The organism is Klebsiella sp. C283 (assembly GCF_048822555.1).
GTDB classification, from domain to species: domain Bacteria; phylum Pseudomonadota; class Gammaproteobacteria; order Enterobacterales; family Enterobacteriaceae; genus Klebsiella; species Klebsiella quasipneumoniae.
In genome coordinates this window covers 253,704-275,453 of record NZ_JBMEZS010000005.1, presented here as the reverse complement: position 1 = coordinate 275,453, position 21,750 = coordinate 253,704, and the positions used below count along the sequence as shown (strand labels likewise).

The window sequence follows — 21,750 nt, the reverse complement described above, 5'->3', positions numbered from 1 at the left end:
TCAGCCTCGTGGGTATCAGATGTAGGACGGGCGATCGTTTTTCGGTTCAGAACCGAGGGTCGCAAGGACGGTTTTACCGATTTCGCGCGCGGAGGTGACTGCCTGGCGGACCGCGCCGGAGTCGCCGGAAATCACCAGGATGGCTTCGTTACTGAAGCTGGTGCCGTGCGCCGGAGAGCTATACGCCACGACTTCTACGTTGGCTGACTTCAGGGCGGTATCGGCCATCAGCACGCCAACGGAGGCCGGTGCGCCGACGATAATGCCGCAGGCGCGGCCAATCGGCGCGCCGAAGGCTTTTTCCAGGGCGTAGCTGGCGCGGGCGGTGTACTGCAGCTCGATATGTCCGGCTTCATTGCCGTAAACATCGCCGAAGGTGCGGTCGAGCTCTTTCAGCGCCACTTCAATCCCGCGCTTAACGTCGGAAACGTCGTTGCCGCCTAAAATAATCAGCGAACCGTGGCCTGCACCGCCTTTGGTATCGCGCGGAAGCTCAATGCTGACCACTTCGGTGTTGGTGGCTTTCACCGCTTCGTCCGCCGCCATAATGTGCGGGCCTGCGCCGGTACGGGCGCCGAGAATGCCGATGGAGCGATAGCGCTTTTCAAGCTTCATCGCGTCCAGCAGGGCGGTATCGACGTTGGCGATAACCAGGCCCAGGGTGTCGCCAATGGCGGTCCCGACAAATTCCGTTAAACTGCAGCTTTTTTCTGCCATAGCCGTCTCTCGTATTGGATGGTTTTCAGTAGGGATGGCCTGCTGTTCCGGCGTCGCCACGCGGGCAATCACCTGAGCCATGATCTGTTCAACCAGCTCATTGCTGCTCATTGGCTAATTCCCTTCGGTAAGATTTTTTCTACATCGGTGTGAGGGCGTGGGATGACGTGTACGGCTTTCACTTCACCCACGTTACGTGCGGCGGCGGCACCCGCATCGGTGGCCGCTTTTACCGCGCCAACATCGCCGCGCACGATGACGGTTACCAGCCCGGAGCCAATCTTTTCATAGCCCACTAACATCACATTGGCTGACTTAACCATTGCATCAGCGGCCTCTATGGCTGCGGTTAAGCCTTTGGTTTCTACCATTCCTAGTGCTTCTTGTTGCATAAAGACCTCGCATGGAGTGTTCCGATAGTGGGGACTATAAGAAGATGCGAGGAAAAAGAATGGCTGACTTCAATGTGATGGTGAAAAAATAGTGGGTATTGGATAAGATAAAATTTTCGTTTATTTATTTAAGTGTTTGATGTTGTTTGTTTTTTTATTTTCGCTGATGTGATTATCTTGTTTTGTATATTCCATATTTACAAATTTGTTCATGACGATTTTAATTTTATCTGCTATGCGCGAGAAACTGATTTGTGATGTTTGTTGGAAAACGATGAGTTGGTTTTAGCAATATTTTTGCATGCTATGGCGGGGGCATAATGGCGAAAGCCGCGCGTGAGCAATGCCATTCTGCGTTATTTAATGACAATAATTTGTTATTGATACCCGAATTTTCCGGAGGCTGCCGTCAGCAGGTTGCCAACAATTTGCGGACGGGAGTTCATATAGTGGTGCGCGTTGTACTCTACTGCCAGCAGGATGTTGGCTGGTCAGGACACGAACTCTGCTAAGAAGGTGTCACCATGAATGATTCGTTAAAAGCGCAATGTACCGCCGAGTTTCTGGGCACCGGGCTGTTTTTGTTTTTCGGCATCGGCTGCCTGAGCGCGTTAAAGGTGGCGGGCGCCAGCCTCGGACTGTGGGAGATATGCATTATCTGGGGGCTGGGGATCTCGCTTGCCGTCTATCTGACGTCGGGAATATCCGGCGGGCATCTCAACCCGGCGGTGACCGTCGCGTTATGGCTGTTTGCCTGCTTTCCCGGCCGAAAAGTTTTCCCCTATATCGTTTCACAGGTTGCCGGCGCCTTTGGCGGCGCGGTGCTGGCCTATGTGCTGTACAGCACGATGTTCACCGAGTTTGAATCCGCCCACCATATCGCTCGCGGCAGCGTAGAGAGCCTGCAGCTGGCGAGTATTTTCAGCACCTACCCGGCGGCATCGCTGAGCATCTGGCATGCGGCGCTGGTTGAAGTGGTGATCACCTCCATGCTGATGGGGATGATTATGGCGCTGACCGACGACGGCAACGGCGTACCGAAAGGGCCGCTGGCCCCGCTGCTGATCGGCCTGCTGGTGGCGGTCATTGGCGCTTCAACCGGGCCGCTGACCGGCTTTGCGATGAATCCGGCGCGTGATTTTGGGCCGAAGCTGTTTACGTGGATGGCGGGTTGGGGCGATATCGCGATGACCGGCGGAAGGGATATTCCGTACTTTATTGTGCCGATTATTGCGCCACTGATCGGCGCCTGTCTCGGCGCGGCCATCTATCGTTATCTGATTGGTAATAATCTACCGTGTAATACCTGTAAATTAGAGGATTAAGGTCACGGCTGAAATAGCCAAAAATTTTCATGAACCGGTATCACGAACTCGCCAAAAACGTCTCCCACGGATGGGAGACTTTTGCTATCGTATTATTCTTTTATCGTTGGCGGCAATGGATGATGAAAGGAAGTAAATATTAAAGAAATGTTTTATTTATAACAAAAAATTAACTGAGAGGTTTTATCATGATTTCTGCGAGCACACTGAACTCAGAACTCATTAATAAAATCGCACAGGATTTTGCGCAGGCCACCAGTCTGGCGGTGGTGGTCGTCAATATTCATGGTGATGAAATATCTGAACTGTTTAACTTCACCCCTTTTTGCCAGCTGATGCGCCAGCATCCCCAGCACAGCACCCGCTGTCGAATGAGCGACCGCTGCGGCGGGCTTGAGGCGTCTAAAACCGATCAGCTCTGTATCTACCGCTGCCACGCCGGGTTAACCGATTTTTCCATTCCTCTGGTTATCGCCGGGCACCTTGTGGGCTTTGTGCTTTGCGGCCAGGTGCGCTTAAGCAACGATGTTGAACTGGTCGATATCCTCAACGTGGATGACCGCTGGCAGGCCGACCCTGAGCTGCTTAAAGCGTTTCGCGACGTGCCGGAAATGGACTACGCCAGAGTGATTGCTTCTGCTGATTTACTGAAGCTTATCGTCGAAAACTGCCTGAAAAAACAGCTCAACTTTGTGGTGATTAAAGATAATCCCCAGCAGTCGGAACCTGCGCGCGCCAGCCGGGTCGCCAGCCCTCATGACAGCAAAATGAAGAAGGCGCTGCGCTACATTGACGCCCATTTATCCGACGAGCTTCGCCTGGAAGACGTCGCCGCTCACGTTTATCTCAGCCCCTATTACTTCAGTAAGCTGTTCAAAAAATATCAGGGTATTGGCTTTAATGCCTGGGTGAACCATCAGCGGATGGTGAGCGCCAAAGAGCTGCTTTGCCACAGCGACTGGAGCATCGCCAGCATTGCGCGGAATTTAGGATTTTCGCAAACCAGTTATTTTTGCAAAGTTTTTCGCCAGGCCTATCAGGTGACTCCGCAGGCCTATCGCCAGCAAATTAACGCCAGATCACAAACTGAGTCAGTTTAAATGACAATAATTTGTTATCGCCAGTTTTTGTTATACCCGCGTATCCTGCTCATTCTAAAATGAAAATATCTCATTCACAGCAATAAATTGTCATAGCGCAACAAAATAATAATGAGAGAACGATAAACTGCACCAGTTTTTATTTATTTGATGGGATAGAGTGATATCCGAAATGGCTTTCAGCGCGCCATCGGCGTAATGAAATAGCTTTGGTATTTAAAAATTAAGCACGACGGAAGCCATCCTGCTTCCGTAAGATGTTCCGGGAATCATTCGAGTGGGTTTCATCCCACTCGATAAAACCGACAGGCGCCAGGGAAGGGGGTGTGAATCCCCCGCAGCCCCCGCTGCTGTGATGCTGACGAACCCATATATACGCTAAATAATTCGCGTTGTAGGAAGGCGGCAAGCGAGTGAATCCCCAGGAGCTTACACAGGTAAGTGACTGGGGTGAACAAGTAAAGCCAACGCACATACAACGTGAAGTATGACGGGTATGACCACTGATCTGCTTAGCGGATTGGGAAGGATGGGAGAGGACGACGCTAAGCCAGAAGACCTGCCTGTCGGTAATAATCAACAACTTCGGTGGGAAGTGGGTTGCTCAGATGCGTACAGTCGAAAGACTGGGAATGCACGCAGCCCTACCACCCGGCACAGGATCGGGGTATGGCAGCCAGGCAGCACGCATTTATTCTCGCAGGAACCGGCAGCGGTTGTGGTAAAACTACGGTCACGCTTGGCCTGCTCAGCCTGTTGAAGCAGCGCGGCATGCGGGTTCAGCCCTGCAAAGTCGGCCCGGACTACCTCGACACCGGCTGGCACACCGCCGTCAGCGGCGTCGCTTCCCGCAACCTCGACAGCTTTATGCTCCCGGAGTCGGTGCTTAACGCGCTATTTTGCGAACAGATGCAGCGGGCGGATATCGCGGTCATTGAGGGCGTGATGGGGCTATATGACGGCTTCGGTACCGACCCGGGCTACTGCAGCACCGCCGCGATGGCTAAACAGCTCGGCTGTCCGGTCATTTTGCTGGTAGATGGCAAAGCGGTTTCCACCTCCATCGCCGCCACGGTGATGGGATTTCAACACTTCGACCCCAGTCTTAACATTGCCGGCGTTATCGTCAATCGCGTCAACAGCGAAAGCCATTATCAGCTTCTCAAAGGCGCCATTGAACGCTACTGCGAGCTGCCGGTGCTCGGCTACGTACCGCGAGTGGAAGGGGTGGCGTTACCCGAACGCCATCTGGGACTGGTTACCGCCCGCGAGTCGCTGGTTAACCAGCAGCCGTGGCGCGATTTTGCCCACACGCTGGCGCAAACGCTGGATATTGAACAGCTTCTTACCCTCAGCCAGCTCTCCATCCTACCCGCCGGGGAGTGGCCGACGCTGCCGTCCCCTGATGCTGGCGCGGGCCTGACGCTGGCGCTGGCCGACGACGAGGCCTTCAACTTTTACTACCCGGATAACCTCTCGCTGCTTGAACGCTGCGGAGTGAATATCGTGCGCTTCAGCCCGCTGCGCGATAGCGAGCTGCCACCGTGCCAGATGATTTGGCTCGGCGGCGGCTATCCGGAAATTCATGCCGCCGCGCTGGCGGCCAATACGCCGATGCTGGCGCAGCTGCGGGAGGCGCACCGGCGCGGGGTGGCGATTTACGCCGAATGCGGCGGTCTGATGTATCTCGGCAGCTCCCTCGAAGACGCCAGCGGCGACATCTATCCGATGGCCAACCTTATTCCCGGCCACAGCAAAATGGGCAAACGGCTGACCCGCTTTGGCTACTGCGAGGCGCGGGCGATGCGGCAAACGCTGCTGGCGGCGCCCGGCGAAACCCTGCGCGGGCATGAATTTCACTACTCGGATTTTACTCCCGAGTCCCCGGCGGTTCTGGCCTGCCGCAAGGTCCGCGACGGTATGACCCTTCAGCAGTGGTCCGGCGGCTGGCAGGTGGGCAACACGTTCGCCAGCTATCTGCACCTGCACTTTGCGCAGCGCCCCACCATGCTCAACCACTGGCTGGCTGCGGCAAGGAGCTCGCTATGACGCTGCTGGCATGGGGCGTTGCCTGGCTCCTCGATTTTATCATCGGCGATCCGCAGAGCTGGCCGCATCCGGTGCGCTGGATTGGCAGCCTGATCGCCGCCGTTCAGCGCGGCGTGCGCCGCTATTGCCGTAGCGATGTCGCCCTGCGCGTCGGCGGCGGGGTGATGTGGATAGTTGTGGTCGGACTAACGTGGAGCGTCTGCTGGGGCGTGCTGACGCTGGCGCAGAGGATTCATCCGTGGCTTGGCTGGCTGGTTGAGGTCTGGATGATTTTCACCGTGCTGGCCGGACGCTGCCTGGCGCAGTCGGCGCGGGACGTCGAGCGACCGCTGCGCGCGGGGGATCTGGCGGAAAGCCGCGTCAAACTCTCATGGATTGTCGGCCGCGACACGACGCAGCTTGCGCCGCAGCAGATTAATCGCGCGGTTGTTGAGACGGTGGCGGAAAACACCGTTGACGGGATTATCGCGCCGCTCTTCTTCCTGCTGCTCGGCGGCGCGCCGCTGGCGATGGCCTATAAAGCGGTCAACACCCTGGATTCGATGGTCGGCTATAAGCACGAAAAATACCGCGCCATCGGCATGGTTAGCGCCCGCCTTGATGATGTCGCCAACTTTATCCCCGCTCGCCTGAGCTGGCTGCTTATCAGCCTCGCCGCTCTCCTCTGTGGTGAAGCGAGTGGCCGCGCGTTGCGCATCGGCTGGCGCGATCGCTACAACCACAGCAGCCCAAACTGCGGATGGTCGGAGGCCGCCGTCGCCGGGGCGCTCGGCATCCGGCTTGGCGGCCCTAACGATTACTTTGGTCAGCGCGTGGAGAAGCCGTGGATTGGCGAGGCGACGCGCGACGTTTCCGTAGACGATATTTCCCGAACGATTCGACTGATGTGGGTGTCTTCGACCCTGGCGCTGGCGCTGTTTATGGCGATCCGGTTCTGGCTGGTCGGCGCAGCCTGAGGACAAATGAATGCACTATATCCAGCAACCGCAGGCGATTGAGGCGAAAAGCTTCGACATTATTGGCGACATTATTGCGCAGACCCGCCCGGACTACCGCTTTGCCAGCCCGCTACACGAAGCCATTATCAAGCGGGTGATCCACACCACCGCCGATTTTGACTGGCTGGATATCCTGTGGTTTTCTCCCGACGTGCTTCCTCGCTTAAGCGCCGCCCTGAGCCAGCCCTGCACGCTTTATACCGATACCACCATGGCCCTTTCCGGGATCAATAAAACTCTGCTGGCGAAATTCGGCGGCGAGTGCCGCTGCTATATCAGCGATCCGCGGGTGGTAGCGGAGGCCAAAGCGCAGGGGATGACCCGCTCGATGGCGGCGGTCGATATCGCGGTTGCCGAAGAGGGCGAGAAGGTGTTTGTTTTCGGCAATGCGCCCACCGCGCTGTTTCGTCTGCTGGAGCATGATGTCGCGGTCAACGGCGTGATTGGCGTGCCGGTCGGCTTCGTCGGCGCGGCGGAGTCGAAAGAGGCCCTGACGCAGAGCGGCCTGCCGGGCATTGCCGCGCTGGGTCGTAAAGGCGGCAGCAACGTCGCCGCCGCTATCGTCAACGCCATTTTGTACCACTTACAGGGGGCGAGATGAGCGAGCAATCCTTCGACGCGCCGGTGTGGCACAACGGCAAGGCGCTGCGTAAAGGCTATACCACCGGATCCTGCGCGACGGCGGCGGCAAAGGTCGCGGCGCTGATGGTGATGCGCCAGCACCTCATTCATCAGGTCTCCATTGTGACTCCTTCCGGCGTCACCCTGTGTCTTAACGTCGAATCACCGCACGTCGAAGGGCAGCAGGCGATCGCCGCGATTCGTAAAGACGGCGGCGATGACGTTGACGCCACCCACGGGATGCTGATTTTCGCCCGCGTGACGCTCGACGACTCCGGCGAGATAACCCTGCGCGGCGGCGAAGGTATCGGCACAGTCACCCGCAAAGGGATCGGCCTGCCCATCGGCAGCCCGGCGATTAACCGCACCCCGCGCCACACCATTGAGTCGGCGGTGCGCGAAGCGATTGGCCCGTCGCGCGGGGCGACGGTAGAGATTTTCGCCCCGGAGGGCGAGGCGCGGGCGCAGAAAACCTATAACTCGCGGCTGGGGATCCTGGGCGGTATCTCGATTATCGGCACCACCGGTATCGTGACGCCGATGTCGGAAGAGAGCTGGAAGCGTTCGCTGTCGCTGGAGCTGGAAATTAAGCGCGCGGCGGGGCTGGAGCGGGTGGTGCTGGTGCCGGGCAACCACGGTGAACGCTTCGTCCGCGAGCAGATGGGCATCGACTCGCAGGTGGTGGTCACAATGAGCAACTTCGTCGGCTACATGATTGAAGAGGCCGTCCGCCTCGGGTTCCGTCAGATTGTGCTGATTGGCCATCCCGGCAAGCTGATTAAAGTCGCCGCCGGGATCTTCCATACCCACAGCCATATCGCCGATGCGCGCATGGAAACGCTGGTCGCACATCTGGCGCTGTTGGGGGCGCCGCTGGCGCTGCTGCAACTGGTGAGCGAATGCGATACCACCGAAGCGGCGATGGAGCACATTGACGCGTACGGTTTTCAGACTATCTATAACCATCTTGCTGAACGCATCTGCCTGCGGGTGATGCAGATGCTGCGTTTTACCAAAACGCCGCCCGTCTGCGACGCCATCATGTTCTCCTTTGATAACAAGGTCCTCGGCAGCAATCGCCCGGTGGCCGAGATTGCGCGGGAGATGTCATGTTAACGGTGGTTGGCATGGGGCCGTCAGGCCTGCATTTGATGACGCCGGCGGCGCAAGATGCGGTCGCCAGTGCGGATGCGCTGGTAGGCGGTAAGCGGCATTTGCAGCAGTTCCCCGGATTTCGCGGCGAACGGTTTGCGCTGGGCGCCAATATTGCCGAACTGCTGGTCTGGCTCGGCGAACGCGCAGCGCAGAAGGTGGTGGTGCTGGCCTCAGGCGACCCGCTCTTTTACGGGATCGGCACGCGGCTGATAGCCCACTTTGGCATCGATCGCGTGCGCATTATTCCCGGCATCAGCGCGGTGCAGTATCTCTGCGCGAAGGCCGGTATCGATATGAACGATATCTGGCTGACCAGCAGCCACGGGCGAGACGTCTGTTTTGATGAGCTGGCGCGTCAGCGCAAGGTGGCGATGGTGACCGACGGGCGCTGCGGGCCGCGGGAAATCGCCGCCCAGCTGGCGGCGCGGGGTAAAGGGTATCGCTGGATGGTGATTGGCGAAAATCTGGCGATGGATAACGAGCGGATCCACTGGCTACCGGTCAGTGAGGTCGATGCCGAATATGAGATGAACGCGGTGGTGATCCTCGATGAAAGATGAGCTTTTTCTGCGCGGCGAGAAGGTGCCGATGACCAAAGAGGCGGTTCGCGCACTGGCGCTGGCCAAACTTGAACTGCACCGGGCAAGCCACCTGATTGATATCGGCGCCGGTACCGGCAGCGTGTCGATTGAGGCGGCGCTGCAGTATCCCTCTTTGCAGGTAACCGCCATCGAACGCAATCCCGCAGCCCTGCAGCTGCTGGACGAAAACCGCCAGCATTTCACCTGCGGCAACATTGAGATCCTGCCCGGCGAAGCGCCGATGGTGATGACCGAGCGGGCCGACGCCATTTTTATGGGCGGCAGCGGCGGCCGTCTCGACGAACTGATTGACTGGTCGTGGCAGCAGCTCTATCCCGGCGGCCGTCTGGTGATGACTTTTATCCTGCAGGAGAACCTGAACGCGGCTCTCGACTATCTGCAGCAGCGGGGGATTACACAGATTGATTGCCTGCAGCTGAACGTCTCATCGCTGACCGCGCTGGGCAGCGGCCACTATTTCAAACCGAATAATCCCGTTTTTGTTATCGCCTGTCAGAAGGAAGAAAACCATGGCTGAGACATTTGACCCCCGTAGTGTGTGGTTCGTTGGCGCAGGGCCGGGCGACCGTGAGCTAATTACCCTCAAGGGCTACCGCTTGCTGCAGCAGGCCCAGGTGGTGATCTACGCCGGGTCGCTGATAAACACCGAGCTGCTGGAGTATTGTCCGCCCGGCGCCGAGTGTCACGACAGCGCCGAACTGCATCTGGAGCAAATTCTCGACCTGATGGAAGCCGGCGTTAAAGCCGGGAAAACGGTAGTGCGTTTACAGACCGGGGACGTGTCGCTGTATGGCTCGGTCCGCGAGCAGGGTGAAGAGCTGACCAAACGCGGTATCGACTGGCAGGTGGTGCCGGGCGTCAGCGCGTTTCTGGGCGCGGCGGCGGAGCTGGGCGTCGAGTACACCGTGCCGGAAGTCTCCCAGAGCCTGATCATCACCCGCCTTGAAGGGCGCACGCCGGTGCCGGCGCGCGAGCAGCTTGAATCATTTGCCAGCCACCAGACTTCAATGGCGATTTACCTTTCCGTGCAGCGCATTCACCGGGTAGCGGAGCGCCTGATTGAAGGCGGCTATCCAGCAACCACGCCGGTGGCGGTGATCTATAAAGCGACCTGGCCGGAAAGCCAGACCGTACGCGGTACGCTGGCGGATATCGGCGACAAGGTACGCGAGGCGGGGATCCGCAAAACGGCGCTCATTCTGGTCGGGAATTTCCTGGGCGCTGAGTATCACTACTCAAAACTCTACGCGGCGGACTTTAGCCATGAATACCGTAAAGCCTGAATCAATCGCACTTTTCTGCCTGACGCCAGGGGGCGTTCGGCTGGCGAAACGGCTGGCGGCGATGCTGCCGTTAACCTGCTTTACCAGCGAGAAGCTACTGGAAGAGGGTTTTCTCCCCTTTGAAAACGGTTTTGCCAGCGCCGCGCGCGAGGCCTTCAGCAGCTATTCGGCGCTGATTTTCATCGGCGCCACCGGGATCGCGGTACGCGTGCTGGCCCCGCTGGTCAATGATAAGTTCAGCGATCCGGCGGTGGTGGTGATCGACGAACGTGGCCAGCACGTCATTAGCCTGCTTTCCGGCCATGCGGGGGGCGCGAATGCCCTCAGCCGCTATCTGGCCGGGATGCTCGGCGCCGACCCGGTGATCACCACCGCCACCGACGTCAACGAGTTGGCGGCCCTGGATACGCTGGCATTCCAGCTTAATGCCCGGATGAGCGACTTCCGCGCGGCGGTGAAAACCGTCAACCAGATGCTGGTCAGCCATCAGCGCGTCGGTCTGTGGTGGGACGACGAGCTGGATGAAGACGTCCGCCACTGCGACCGGCGGGGGTTTATCACCGTGGCCGATCTGCACCAGCTTCCCGAGCTGGATGCGCTGGTCTGCGTCACGCTGCGCAACGAACTGCCGCCGATCGCCGTCCCGCACTGGAAGCTGGTGCCGCAGCGGGTGGTCGCCGGAATTGGCTGCCGCCGCGATACGCCATTCCCGCTATTAGCGGCGCTGCTGGCGCGCCAGCTTGAGGCGCTGCGCCTGGATCCGCTGGCGCTGAAAGCTATCGGCAGCGTCACGCTGAAGAAGCACGAGCAGGGGCTGATTCAGCTGGCTTCCTGCTGTCGCGTACCGTTCGAAACCTTTCCCGCTGATGCCCTGCGCGAGCATGAGCATCACTTTCCCGCTTCATCGTTCGTCAGAAAAACCGTCGGCGTGGGGAGCGTATCCGGTCCGGCGGCCTGGCTGCTGAGCCATGGGCAACTGTTAGGCGAAACCCTGCGCGAACAGGGCGTCACTATTACTTTGGGAGTTTCACACTGATGTTAAGCGTAATCGGAATCGGCCCTGGCTCGCAGTCCATGATGACCATGGAGGCCATTGAAGCGCTGCAGGCGGCGGAAATCGTCGTTGGCTATAAGACCTACACGCACCTGGTGAAAGCCTTTACCGGCGATAAGCAGGTGATCAAAACCGGAATGTGCAAAGAGATTGAGCGCTGCCAGGCGGCGATTGAGCTGGCGCAGGCCGGGCATAACGTGGCGCTGATCAGCAGCGGCGATGCCGGTATTTACGGCATGGCCGGCCTGGTGCTCGAACTGGTCAGCAAGCAGAAGCTGGATGTGGAAGTCCGCCTGATCCCGGGGATGACCGCCAGCATTGCCGCCGCCTCGCTGCTGGGCGCGCCGCTGATGCACGACTTCTGCCATATCAGCCTCAGCGACCTGCTGACCCCGTGGCCGGTGATTGAAAAGCGCATTGTCGCCGCCGGGGAAGCCGACTTCGTGATCTGTTTTTACAACCCGCGCAGCCGCGGCCGTGAGGGCCATCTGGCGCGCGCCTTTGAGCTGCTGTCGGCCAGTAAAAGCGCGCAGACCCCGGTGGGGGTCGTGAAATCCGCCGGACGTAAAAAACAGGAGAAATGGCTGACCACCCTGGGGGAGATGGATTTTGCACCGGTCGATATGACCAGCCTGGTGATCGTCGGCAACAAAGCGACGTATATCCAGGATGGCCTGATGATCACCCCGCGAGGCTACGTGCTGTGAGCCACGGCGAGGTGCTGGTGATGGGCGGAACCAGCGACGCGAGGGCGCTGTGTCAGCAGCTTGACGCGGCGCAGGTCCCCTACACCCTGTCGGTGGCGACGCCCACCGGCCAGCAGCTGGCGGGGGATATTCGCGGCCAGGTGCGCTGCGGGCGCCTCGAGCTGGAGGAGATGATCGCCTGGCTGAAGGCTAACAGGACCCGCTGGGTGATCGATGCTTCGCACCCCTACGCCGAAGCGGTAAGCCGCAATATCGTCCGGGCCTGTGAAACCGCCGGCGTGCTGCTGAGCCGCTATCAGCGCCCGGAGCAGCTGAGCGGCCTGACGCATCCGCTGCTCTATACCGTGGAGAGCATTGAACAAGCCTGCGAGGTGGCGCGGCGTTTCGGCCAGCGCGTGCTGCTCACCACGGGAAGTAAAGATCTGGCGCGCTGGCGGGCGGGATTAGGTGACAAAACGCTGCTGGCCCGGGTGTTGCCGGTCGCCGATGTCATCGCGCAATGCGCCGCGCTGGGGTTTGGCGTTGGCGAGATTTTCGCCCTGTGCGGGCCGTTCAGCGCCGCGTTCAACGCTGCTTTTTACCGCCAGTGCCGGGCCGACGTGGTGATCACCAAAGCCTCCGGCGCCGAAGGCGGCTATCAGGAAAAAGTACAACCCTGTCTGGATGCCGGTATCCCCTGCATCGTGATTACGCGCCCGGCGCCGCTGGTGACGGGTGAAGAGTTACTGGAAAGTCAGGCTGCCTTTGCCCGGCGCTTAGCGCGCTGGCTGGCCGCTGCTTAAGGAGTCAGAAATGAAAAAAGCGCTTCTGGTGGTCAGTTTTGGCACCAGCTATCCCGACACCTGTGAAAAGAACATCGTCGCCTGCGAGCGCGAGCTGGCGGCCAGCTGTCCGGACCGCGACACGTTTCGCGCCTTCACCTCCGGGATGATTATCCGCAAGCTCAAACAGCGCGACGGTATCGAGATTGATACGCCGCTGCAGGCATTGCAGAAGCTGGCCGAGCAGGGCTACCAGGATGTGGCGATTCAATCGCTGCACATTATCAACGGCGATGAGTATGAAAAGATCGTCCGCGAAGTGCAAAGCCTGCGCCCGCTGTTCCTCCGCCTGACGCTGGGGGCGCCGCTGCTGAGCAGCCATCACGATTATGTCCAGCTGATGCAGGCGCTGCGCCAGCAGATGCCGCCGCTTGCCGCCGATGAAACGGTGGTCTTTATGGGCCACGGCGCCAGCCATCACGCTTTCGCCGCCTACGCCTGTCTGGATCATATGATGACGGCGAAGGGATTTCCGGCGCGGGTCGGCGCGGTCGAGAGCTATCCGGAAGTCGATATTCTTATCGACAGCCTGCGTCGGCAGGGGGTGAAGGGCGTGCACCTGATGCCGCTGATGCTGGTGGCCGGCGATCACGCCATTAACGATATGGCCTCGGACGAAGAGGACTCCTGGAAAACGCTGTTCAACGCCGCCGGCATTACGGCGACGCCCTGGCTGAACGGACTGGGAGAGAATCCGGCGGTGCGCGCAATGTTCGTCGCTCACCTGCAGCAGGCGCTGAGCCTGGCGATGGAGGAGGCGGCATGAGCGGCAAACTGTATGCCTTAAGTACCGGCCCTGGCGCCGCCGACCTGATCACCGTGCGCGCGGCGCGGGTGCTGGGCACGCTGGACATTCTCTACGCGCCCGCCGGACGTAAAGGCGGCGACAGCCTCGCGCTCTCCATCGTGCGCGAGTATATCGGCGAACGGACCGAAGTACGCTGCTGCCATTTCCCGATGAGCGCCGACAGCGCGGAAAAAGAGGCGGTGTGGGATGAGGTTGCCGCGGCGCTGGTTCAGGAAGTGGAAGCGGGCAAGCAGGTCGGCTTTATTACCCTCGGCGACGCCATGCTGTTCAGCACCTGGGTGTTCTTACTCCAGCGTATCGGCTGCCCGGAGTGGCTGGAGATTGTTCCCGGCGTCACCTCTTTTGCCGCCATTGCCGCGCGTTCAAAAACGCCGCTGGCCATGGAGCAGCAATCGCTGGCGGTGATCTCCTGCACCGCGCCGGAAACGGAAATCGAGCAGGCGCTGCGCCAGCATGAAAGCCTGGTGCTGATGAAAGTGTACGGGCGGTTTCCCCGCATCAAAGCGCTGCTGGCGAAAAACGGTCTGCTGGATGCCGCGCTGATGATGTCTGAAGCCACGCTGCCGGGCGAGCAGTGCTGGCGCCATCTCAATGACGTCAGCGACGACCAGCCGCTGCCCTATTTCTCGACCATTCTGGTCAATAAACAGTGGGAGTATGCAGAATGAAACTTGAACAACAGCTAAAACAGCTGTCTTTCAGCGGGTTAGCTGCGGCGCTATTGCTGATAGTGGTTCCCGAAAAGGCTTTCGCGATGCACATCATGGAGGGTTTTTTACCGCCGATGTGGGCCCTGGCATGGTGGCTGCTGTTTTTACCCTGCCTGTGGTACGGGCTGGTGCGCCTGCGCCGCATTGTGCAGGAAGATAACAATCAGAAGGTGCTGCTGGCGCTGTGCGGGGCGTTTATTTTTGTCCTCTCGGCGCTGAAAATTCCTTCCGTAACCGGCAGCTGTTCCCACCCGACCGGCGTCGGCCTGGCGGTGATTCTCTTCGGGCCTGGCGTGGTGGCGATCCTTGGCGCCATCGTACTGCTGTTCCAGGCGCTGCTGCTGGCGCACGGCGGGCTGACGACGCTCGGCGCGAACGGGATGTCGATGGCGGTCATCGGGCCGGTGGTCGGCTATATGGTGTGGAAAATGGCCTGCCGCGCGGGCATTCGCCGCGACGTCGGGGTGTTTCTCTGCGCGATGCTGGCGGATCTGGTGACCTACTTTGTCACCTCCGTACAGCTCGGCGTGGCCTTTCCGGATCCCGCCGCCGGCGCGACCGGATCGATCGTCAAGTTTATGGGGATCTTCTGCCTGACGCAGATCCCGATCGCCATTGCTGAAGGACTGTTAACCGTCATGATCTACGACCAGTTGACCAAACGTCAGCTGATTACCGCACAGGGGCATTAACATGAAAAAGACGCTGATATTGTTCGCCATGGTGGTGGCGCTGGTGATCCTGCCGTTCTTTGTCGATCACGGCGGCGAATTCGGCGGTTCAGACGGCGAGGCGGAGAGCCAGATTCAGGTGGTCGCGCCGCATTATGAGCCGTGGTTCCAGCCGCTGTACGAACCGGCTAGCGGAGAAATTGAGAGCCTGCTGTTTACGCTCCAGGGCTCTCTCGGCGCGGCGGTCATTTTCTATATTCTGGGCTACAGCAAAGGCAGACAGCGCCGTGATGACCGGGTTTGACCGACTCAGCTATCAGAGCCGCTGGTTTCACGTCGCACCGGAGCGCAAGTTCCTGTTCTGGCTGCTGCTGATGGTGCTGGCTTTTACCCTGCCTCCGTTGGGGCAGGGTATCGAAATGGTGCTGATTGCCGCCTTAACCTGCTGGCTGCTGCGGGTCTCGCCGTGGCGCTGGTGCCGTTGGATGGCGCTGCCGTTTGGCTTCCTGCTGATCGGTGTGCTGACCATTCTGTTCAGCGTTAGCCGCAATCCGCAGGATCTGCTGGTGAGCCTACCGCTGGGCAGCGTCTGGCTGGGCATGACGTCGGAGGGGTTGACGACCGCCAATCAGACCTTCTGGCGCAGCCTGGCGGCGCTGGCGTCCACCTTCTGGCTGGTGCTGAATCTGCCGTTCCCGCAGCTTATTTTGCTGCTCAAGCGCGGACGGGTACCGCGGCTGCTGACCGAGCAAATCCTGCTGACCTGGCGTTTTATTTTTATTCTTTTAGACGAAGCGCTGGCGATTCACCGTGCGCAAACATTACGTTTTGGCTACCGTAGCGTGCCGAAGGGCTATCGTTCGCTGGCGATGCTGGTAGGACTGCTGTTTACCCGGGTGATGATTCGCTACCAGCAGATGAGCACCACGCTGGATATCAAACTGTATCAGGGTGATTTTCACCTTTAAGGATAAGTATGCTTGCCACGACCGATCTCTGGTTTCGCTATCAGGACGAGCCGGTGCTGAAGGAGCTGACGCTGGATTTTTCCCATCACGCCGTGACCGGACTGGTAGGGGCGAACGGCTGCGGAAAATCCACGCTGTTTATGAACCTGAGCGGTCTGCTGCGCCCGCAGAGCGGGGCGGTGCTATGGCAAGGAAAACCGCTGGACTACAGCAAGCGCGGCCTGCTGGCGCTGCGTCAGCAGGTAGCGACCGTTTTCCAGGACCCGGACCAGCAGATTTTCTATACCGATATCGACAGCGATATCGCCTTTAGCCTGCGGAACCTGGGGGTTGCGGAAGAGGAAATTGCCCGCCGGGTGGACGATGCCCTGACTCTCGTCGATGCCCAGGGGTTTCGTCACCAGCCGATTCAGTGCCTGAGCCACGGGCAGAAAAAGCGCGTGGCGATAGCCGGCGCGCTGGTGCTGCAGGCGCGCTATTTACTGCTCGACGAGCCGACGGCGGGTCTCGATCCTTCGGGACGCGCGCAGATGATCGACATCATTAAGCGTATTGCCGATCGGGGCAACCACGTGGCGATCTCCAGCCACGATATCGATCTGATCTATGAAATCAGCGATGCGGTTTACGTGTTACGCCGCGGCGAAGTGCTGGCGCACGGCGAACCCGGGGAGGTATTTGCCCGCAGCGAACTGATGGCCCAGGCCGGGCTCACCCAGCCGTGGCTGGTGAAACTGCACGCGCAGCTCGGGCTGCCGCTGTGTAAAACCGAAGAAGAATTTTTTACGCGGATGCGAAGCAACGCGATGAAGGAGGCGTCATGACGCTGGCAATTATGTTACAGGGCACCGCTTCTGACGTCGGCAAAAGCGTGCTGGTCGCGGGGCTGTGCCGGATCTTTTATCAGGACGGGCAGCGCACCGCGCCGTTTAAATCGCAGAATATGGCGCTCAATTCCGGTATCACGCCGGATGGCAAAGAGATGGGCCGCGCGCAGATTTTCCAGGCCGAAGCGGCGGGTATTATCCCGGATGTGCGCATGAACCCGGTGCTGCTTAAGCCAACCAGCGACCGCAAAGCGCAGGTGGTGCTGATGGGCAAGGTGGCGACCGATATGGACGCGGTGAGCTATCACGAATATAAACCGCGCCTGCGGGAACAGATCCTCGCGGTTTATAACAGCCTTGCCGCCGAACATGATGTGCTGGTGCTGGAAGGGGCGGGCAGTCCGGCGGAGATCAACCTGCGCGATCGCGATATCGTCAATATGGGCATGGCCGAGATGGCCCAGTGCCCGGTGATCCTCGTGGCGGATATCGATCGCGGCGGCGTATTCGCCTCCATCTACGGCACGCTCGCGCTACTGCACGATCGCGAGCGCGCGCGGGTCAAGGGCGTGATTATCAATAAATTTCGCGGCGACGTGGCGCTGCTGTATTCCGGGATCGAGCAGATAGAAGCGCTCACCGGCGTCCCGGTGCTCGGCGTCATGCCGTGGCTGGACGTCGATCTTGAAGATGAGGACGGCGTCGCGCTGCAAAAAGGGAAATATCTGCACACCGACAGGCGCGATATTGAGATTGCCGTGATTCAGGTGCCGCACATCTCCAATTTTACCGATTTCAACGCGCTGGCGGCGCAGCCGGACGTCCGCGTCCGCTATGTTCGCCAGCCGCAGGAGCTGGCGGGCGTGGATATGGTGATCCTGCCGGGCAGTAAAAATACGCTCGGCGACCTGGGCTGGCTGCGCGAGAGCGGCATGGCGCATGTGGTACTGCAGGCCCGGCATCGGGGCGTACCGGTGCTGGGGATCTGCGGCGGCTATCAGATGCTCGGCGAAACCATTATCGATGAGGTGGAGTCGGGGCTTGGCACCCAGCCGGGGCTGGGGTTGCTTAATACCGTCACCCACTTTGCGCACAGCAAGACGACGACCCAGGTCACGGCGACTCTGGCTCCGGCGCTGCCGGCGTGGCTGGTGGCAACGGCGGGTCTGGCGGTAAGCGGCTACGAAATTCATATGGGCGAAACCGAGCTGCGCGACGGCTGCCGTTCGCTGATGCAATTACATAAAGGCGGCCTGAGCGTGGCGGACGGCGCGGTCAGCGATGACGGCCTGGCGTTTGGCACCTATCTGCACGGCCTGTTCGATAGCGATGCCTTTACCCGCGCGCTGGTTAACGGCCTGCGCCAGCGTAAAGGGCTGGCGGCGCTGGATAGCGATTTCGAGTATGCACAGTATAAATCGCGCCAGTTCGATCTGCTGGCGGACGCGATGCGTCAGCATATTGATATCGAAAAAATCTACGCCATCATGCGCCAACATCAGGAGCCCGTATGCTGACTTTAGTGACCGGCGGGGCGCGCAGCGGTAAAAGCCGTCATGCTGAAGCGCTGATCGCCCATGCGCCGCAGGTACTCTATATCGCCACCTCGCAGATCTTTGATGACGAGATGGCGGCGAGGATCCAGCACCACCGCGACGGCAGGCCCGCGCACTGGCGCACCGCCGAGCGCTGGCAGCAGCTTGATGAACTGATCACCCCGGATATCGCCCCGGAGGAGGCGATTTTGCTGGAATGCATCACCACCCTGGTGACCAACCTGCTGTTTGCGCTGGGGGGCGACAGCTCGCCGGACGGCTGGGATTATGCGGCGATGGAGCGGGCGATCGACGCCGAAATCGCGGTACTGATTGCCGCCTGCCAGCGCTGCCCGGCCCGCGTGGTGCTGGTGACCAACGAGGTAGGGATGGGGATTGTGCCGGAAAACCGTCTTGCCCGCCATTTCCGCGATATCGCCGGACGCGTCAACCAGCGCCTTGCGGCGGCGGCAGACGAGGTGTGGCTGGTGGTGTCGGGCATTGGCGTAAAAATCAAATAGGCCAGGCGCGCCGTAACGGGCGTTATTCTTCCTGCTGGCTCTGCCATGAGCCAGCCAACAAGACGAGAACTTCTATGCAAAGCTTAACCTCTCTACTGGGCGCGATCCCGGCGCCTGATGAAAACGCGATGGCGCGCGCCCGGCTTCATATTGATGGTCTGCTGAAACCGCCCGGCAGCCTTGGACGCCTTGAAGATCTTGCCGTGCAGCTGGCGGGCATGCCCGGTCTTGAAGGTGTGCCGCAGGTGAAAAACAAGGCGCTGCTGGTGATGTGCGCCGACCACGGCGTGTGGGACGAAGGGGTCGCCATTTCGCCAAAAGCGGTGACCGCGATTCAGGCGGCGAATATGACGCTGGGCAAAACCGGCGTTTGCGTACTGGCGGCGCAGGCGGGCGCGAAGATGCACGTGATTGATGTCGGGATCGATGCCGAGCTGATACCGGGCGTCATCAACATGCGCGTGGCGCGCGGCTGCGGCAATATCGCCGTTGGTCCGGCAATGCGCCGCAGCCAGGCGGAAGAGCTGCTGCTGGAGGTGATGCGCTATACCCGGGGGCTGGCGGAGGATGGCGTCACGCTGTTTGGCGTCGGGGAGCTGGGAATGGCCAATACCACCCCGGCGGCGGCGATTGTCAGCGTCCTGACCGGCAGCGATGCCCAGGAGGTGGTGGGCATTGGCGCTAATCTGCCGTTGGCGAAGGTCGGCAATAAAGTTGAGGTGGTACGCCGGGCCATCGCCGTTAACCGCCCCGATCCGCATGATGGTCTGGACGTGCTGGCGAAAGTGGGCGGTTTTGATTTATTGGGGATGACGGGGGTGATGCTGGGCGCGGCCTCCTGCGGCCTGCCGGTGGTGCTCGATGGCTTCCTCTCCTACGCCGCGGCGCTGGCGGCGTGCCGAATGGCGCCGCAGGTGAAACCCTATCTTATCCCGTCGCACTATTCGGCGGAGAAGGGGGCGCGTATCGCGCTGGCGCACCTGGAGCTGGAACCGTATCTCAACATGGGGATGCGCCTGGGCGAAGGCAGCGGCGCGGCGCTGGCGATGCCGATCGTGGAAGCGGCCTGCGCGATGTATCACGAAATGGGGATGCTGGCGGCGAGCAATATTGTGTTGCCGAAGGGCTGAGAAGGTGGGGGAGCGGCGCTGCGCCGTTCCCGGAATTCTGTAGCAGATTCGCGGAGCGCAGAAACAAAAAAACACCCTGGAGGGTGTTTGTAATGTTGGTTGCGGGGGCCGGATTTGAACCGACGACCTTCGGGTTATGAGCCCGACGAGCTACCAGGCTGCTCCACCCCGCGTCACCGTACTGCTTCACATTGTCAAATTTGATTGGTTGCGGGGGCCGGATTTGAACCGACGACCTTCGGGTTATGAGCCCGACGAGCTACCAGGCTGCTCCACCCCGCGTCACCGTACTGCTTTACTTCATCAAATTTTAATTGGTTGCGGGGGCCAGATTTGAACTGACGACCTTCGGGTTATGAGCCCGACGAGCTACCAGGCTGCTCCACCCCGCGTCCGTGGAAGCGCACTATACTCCGCTAGCGAGATGATGCAACCTTTTTTCGACCAAATCGACATTTTTGTAAGAATTGGCTTATAAAACGCCATGTTGTGGTGTTTTTTTACACAAATCTGTGCCATCGATGAGATCGCGCATTTCAATAGCCCCGGCGCTTTGTTATCTTCAACACGCACTAAGGCTTCGCAGCAAAAGATGAGACACCATGAAAGGACGTTGGGCAAAATATGTAGCGACGGGGGCAATGCTGGCCATGCTCGCCGCCTGTTCCTCAAAACCGACCGACCGCGGTCAGCAATATAGCGATGGCAAGTTCACCCAGCCGTTTTCACTGGTAAACCAGCCGGATGCCGTCGGGGCGCCGATCAATGCCGGCGACTTCTCCGAGCAGGTTAATCAAATTCGTAACGCTTCGCCGCGCCTCTATAACAGCCAAAGCAACGTCTATAACGCGCTGCAGGAGTGGCTGCGTGCCGGCGGCGACACCCGTACGCTGCGCCAGTTTGGCATCGACGCCTGGCAGATGCAGGGCACCGACAACTATGGCAACGTCCAGTTTACCGGCTACTACACGCCGGTGGTGCAGGCGCGCCACACCCGCCAGGGCGAATTCCAGTACCCCATTTACCGGATGCCGCCGAAGCGCGGCAAGCTGCCGTCCCGCGCCAGCATTTATGCCGGCGCGCTGAGCGATAACTATGTGCTGGCGTACAGCAACTCGCTGATGGATAACTTCATCATGGACGTGCAGGGCAGCGGTTATATCGACTTTGGCGATGGTTCGCCGCTCAACTTCTTTAGCTATGCCGGGAAAAACGGCTGGCCCTATCGCAGCATCGGCAAAGTGCTGATCGACCGCGGGGAAGTGAAGAAAGAAGATATGTCGATGCAGGCGATCCGCGAGTGGGGTGAAAAGCACAGCGAAGCGGAAGTGCGTGAGCTGCTGGAGCAGAACCCGTCGTTCGTGTTCTTTAAACCGCAGTCTTTCGCTCCGGTGAAAGGGGCCAGCGCCGTGCCGCTGATTGGCCGCGCCTCGGTGGCCTCCGACCGGTCGATTATTCCGCCGGGAACCACCTTGCTGGCCGAGGTGCCTCTGCTGGATAATAACGGCAAGTTTAACGGCCAATACGAACTGCGACTGATGGTCGCCCTCGATGTCGGCGGGGCCATCAAAGGCCAGCATTTCGATATTTACCAGGGCATTGGCCCGGATGCCGGGCATCGTGCCGGCTGGTATAACCACTACGGCCGCGTATGGGTGCTGAAAAACGCCCCGGGCGCGGGCAACGTCTTTAGCGGCTAGTACTCACGTTCTTTTCCCCGGTCGCGCTGCGCTTACCGGGGCTACGGTAGCCCGGG

24 protein-coding genes, 3 tRNA genes and 1 riboswitch are annotated in these 21,750 nt (G+C 59.7%); of the genes, 22 read left to right on the top strand and 5 right to left on the bottom strand.

Annotated features, from left to right (window positions below; all coding sequences use genetic code 11):
* Window positions 1-15: 15 nt before the first annotated feature.
* Both pduB and pduA read right to left on the bottom strand, forming a co-directional pair.
* A complete protein-coding gene (pduB, locus tag ACOI7Z_RS11995; protein WP_004105122.1) occupies window positions 16-828 on the bottom strand; it encodes a propanediol utilization microcompartment protein PduB in 813 nt (270 codons plus the stop codon).
* Window positions 825-1,109, bottom strand: a complete 285-nt coding sequence (gene pduA / locus ACOI7Z_RS11990; protein WP_001183618.1) for a propanediol utilization microcompartment protein PduA — start codon at window positions 1,107-1,109, stop codon at window positions 825-827. The genes pduB and pduA overlap by 4 nt, the downstream gene beginning before the upstream one ends.
* Before the next feature lie 524 nt (window positions 1,110-1,633).
* Between pduA and pduF the strand changes: the two genes are divergently transcribed.
* The 21 genes from pduF (at window position 1,634) to cobT (ending at window position 19,994) form a co-directional block, all read left to right on the top strand.
* Window positions 1,634-2,434 carry a propanediol diffusion facilitator PduF gene (gene pduF, locus ACOI7Z_RS11985; protein ID WP_004105118.1) on the top strand — a complete coding sequence of 267 codons (801 nt, stop codon included), beginning with the start codon at window positions 1,634-1,636 and terminating at the stop codon, window positions 2,432-2,434.
* Window positions 2,435-2,622: 188 nt separating this feature from the next.
* Entirely contained in the window at window positions 2,623-3,534 is a 912-nt protein-coding gene (pocR, locus tag ACOI7Z_RS11980; protein WP_065882061.1) for a transcriptional regulator PocR, read from the top strand.
* 290 nt (window positions 3,535-3,824) lie between these two features.
* Window positions 3,825-4,116, top strand: a riboswitch (cobalamin riboswitch).
* A gap of 87 nt (window positions 4,117-4,203) precedes the next feature.
* Entirely contained in the window at window positions 4,204-5,583 is a 1,380-nt protein-coding gene (locus tag ACOI7Z_RS11975) for a cobyrinate a,c-diamide synthase (RefSeq protein WP_087849643.1), read from the top strand.
* The gene (gene cbiB / locus ACOI7Z_RS11970) at window positions 5,580-6,539 is read left to right on the top strand and encodes an adenosylcobinamide-phosphate synthase CbiB (protein ID WP_087775357.1); all 960 of its coding nucleotides are present in this window, start codon (window positions 5,580-5,582) and stop codon (window positions 6,537-6,539) included. Before ACOI7Z_RS11975 ends, cbiB begins: the two co-directional genes overlap by 4 nt.
* 10 nt (window positions 6,540-6,549) lie before the next feature.
* A complete protein-coding gene (locus tag ACOI7Z_RS11965) occupies window positions 6,550-7,182 on the top strand; it encodes a cobalt-precorrin-8 methylmutase (RefSeq protein WP_004133657.1) in 633 nt (210 codons plus the stop codon).
* Entirely contained in the window at window positions 7,179-8,318 is a 1,140-nt protein-coding gene (gene cbiD, locus ACOI7Z_RS11960; RefSeq protein WP_087849642.1) for a cobalt-precorrin-5B (C(1))-methyltransferase CbiD, read from the top strand. The genes ACOI7Z_RS11965 and cbiD overlap by 4 nt, the downstream gene beginning before the upstream one ends.
* Entirely contained in the window at window positions 8,312-8,917 is a 606-nt protein-coding gene (locus tag ACOI7Z_RS11955) for a cobalt-precorrin-7 (C(5))-methyltransferase (RefSeq protein ID WP_004114996.1), read from the top strand. The genes cbiD and ACOI7Z_RS11955 overlap by 7 nt, the downstream gene beginning before the upstream one ends.
* Window positions 8,907-9,476, top strand: coding sequence for a decarboxylating cobalt-precorrin-6B (C(15))-methyltransferase (locus ACOI7Z_RS11950; protein WP_087849641.1), 570 nt, complete (start codon window positions 8,907-8,909; stop codon window positions 9,474-9,476). Before ACOI7Z_RS11955 ends, ACOI7Z_RS11950 begins: the two co-directional genes overlap by 11 nt.
* Window positions 9,469-10,242: a cobalt-precorrin-4 methyltransferase gene (locus tag ACOI7Z_RS11945; RefSeq protein WP_087849640.1), complete on the top strand. Its 774-nt coding sequence runs from the start codon at window positions 9,469-9,471 to the stop codon at window positions 10,240-10,242. The genes ACOI7Z_RS11950 and ACOI7Z_RS11945 overlap by 8 nt, the downstream gene beginning before the upstream one ends.
* Window positions 10,223-11,278 (top strand): cobalt-precorrin 5A hydrolase, encoded by a 1,056-nt coding sequence (gene cbiG, locus ACOI7Z_RS11940; protein WP_137916155.1) that lies wholly within the window; start codon window positions 10,223-10,225, stop codon window positions 11,276-11,278. The genes ACOI7Z_RS11945 and cbiG overlap by 20 nt, the downstream gene beginning before the upstream one ends.
* Window positions 11,278-12,003 carry a precorrin-3B C(17)-methyltransferase gene (locus tag ACOI7Z_RS11935; RefSeq protein WP_004105101.1) on the top strand — a complete coding sequence of 242 codons (726 nt, stop codon included), beginning with the start codon at window positions 11,278-11,280 and terminating at the stop codon, window positions 12,001-12,003. Before cbiG ends, ACOI7Z_RS11935 begins: the two co-directional genes overlap by 1 nt.
* A complete protein-coding gene (locus ACOI7Z_RS11930; RefSeq protein WP_087849638.1) occupies window positions 12,000-12,785 on the top strand; it encodes a cobalt-precorrin-6A reductase in 786 nt (261 codons plus the stop codon). Before ACOI7Z_RS11935 ends, ACOI7Z_RS11930 begins: the two co-directional genes overlap by 4 nt.
* A gap of 10 nt (window positions 12,786-12,795) precedes the next feature.
* Entirely contained in the window at window positions 12,796-13,590 is a 795-nt protein-coding gene (gene cbiK, locus ACOI7Z_RS11925) for a sirohydrochlorin cobaltochelatase (protein ID WP_014226628.1), read from the top strand.
* Complete coding sequence (locus tag ACOI7Z_RS11920) at window positions 13,587-14,300, top strand: cobalt-factor II C(20)-methyltransferase (RefSeq protein WP_004105097.1); 714 nt, start codon at window positions 13,587-13,589, stop codon at window positions 14,298-14,300. Before cbiK ends, ACOI7Z_RS11920 begins: the two co-directional genes overlap by 4 nt.
* Window positions 14,297-15,034 carry a cobalt ECF transporter S component CbiM gene (gene cbiM, locus ACOI7Z_RS11915; RefSeq protein ID WP_004105094.1) on the top strand — a complete coding sequence of 246 codons (738 nt, stop codon included), beginning with the start codon at window positions 14,297-14,299 and terminating at the stop codon, window positions 15,032-15,034. The genes ACOI7Z_RS11920 and cbiM overlap by 4 nt, the downstream gene beginning before the upstream one ends.
* A gap of 1 nt (window position 15,035) precedes the next feature.
* Window positions 15,036-15,317, top strand: coding sequence for an energy-coupling factor ABC transporter substrate-binding protein (locus ACOI7Z_RS11910; RefSeq protein ID WP_004105092.1), 282 nt, complete (start codon window positions 15,036-15,038; stop codon window positions 15,315-15,317).
* The gene (locus ACOI7Z_RS11905; RefSeq protein ID WP_053064394.1) at window positions 15,304-15,981 is read left to right on the top strand and encodes an energy-coupling factor ABC transporter transmembrane protein; all 678 of its coding nucleotides are present in this window, start codon (window positions 15,304-15,306) and stop codon (window positions 15,979-15,981) included. Before ACOI7Z_RS11910 ends, ACOI7Z_RS11905 begins: the two co-directional genes overlap by 14 nt.
* Window positions 15,982-15,989: 8 nt before the next feature.
* Window positions 15,990-16,805: an energy-coupling factor ABC transporter ATP-binding protein gene (locus tag ACOI7Z_RS11900; RefSeq protein WP_087849637.1), complete on the top strand. Its 816-nt coding sequence runs from the start codon at window positions 15,990-15,992 to the stop codon at window positions 16,803-16,805.
* On the top strand, window positions 16,802-18,325 hold the full coding sequence (locus tag ACOI7Z_RS11895) for a cobyric acid synthase (protein ID WP_087849636.1): 1,524 nt from the start codon (window positions 16,802-16,804) through the stop codon (window positions 18,323-18,325). The genes ACOI7Z_RS11900 and ACOI7Z_RS11895 overlap by 4 nt, the downstream gene beginning before the upstream one ends.
* Window positions 18,319-18,864, top strand: a complete 546-nt coding sequence (gene cobU / locus ACOI7Z_RS11890; RefSeq protein ID WP_087849635.1) for a bifunctional adenosylcobinamide kinase/adenosylcobinamide-phosphate guanylyltransferase — start codon at window positions 18,319-18,321, stop codon at window positions 18,862-18,864. The genes ACOI7Z_RS11895 and cobU overlap by 7 nt, the downstream gene beginning before the upstream one ends.
* A gap of 74 nt (window positions 18,865-18,938) precedes the next feature.
* Window positions 18,939-19,994 (top strand): nicotinate-nucleotide--dimethylbenzimidazole phosphoribosyltransferase, encoded by a 1,056-nt coding sequence (gene cobT / locus ACOI7Z_RS11885; RefSeq protein WP_087849634.1) that lies wholly within the window; start codon window positions 18,939-18,941, stop codon window positions 19,992-19,994.
* Window positions 19,995-20,090: 96 nt separating this feature from the next.
* Here the strand turns inward: cobT and ACOI7Z_RS11880 are convergent.
* From ACOI7Z_RS11880 to ACOI7Z_RS11870, 3 genes are all read right to left on the bottom strand, one after another.
* Window positions 20,091-20,167, bottom strand: a tRNA-Met gene (locus ACOI7Z_RS11880).
* 32 nt (window positions 20,168-20,199) lie between these two features.
* Window positions 20,200-20,276 (bottom strand) — tRNA-Met (locus ACOI7Z_RS11875).
* Window positions 20,277-20,309: 33 nt separating this feature from the next.
* A tRNA-Met gene (locus ACOI7Z_RS11870) sits at window positions 20,310-20,386 on the bottom strand.
* 210 nt (window positions 20,387-20,596) lie between these two features.
* On the opposite strand from ACOI7Z_RS11870, the gene mltA reads away from it, so the two are divergent.
* Window positions 20,597-21,694, top strand: coding sequence for a murein transglycosylase A (mltA, locus tag ACOI7Z_RS11865; protein WP_008806279.1), 1,098 nt, complete (start codon window positions 20,597-20,599; stop codon window positions 21,692-21,694).
* The last annotated feature ends 56 nt before the right edge of the window (window positions 21,695-21,750 follow it).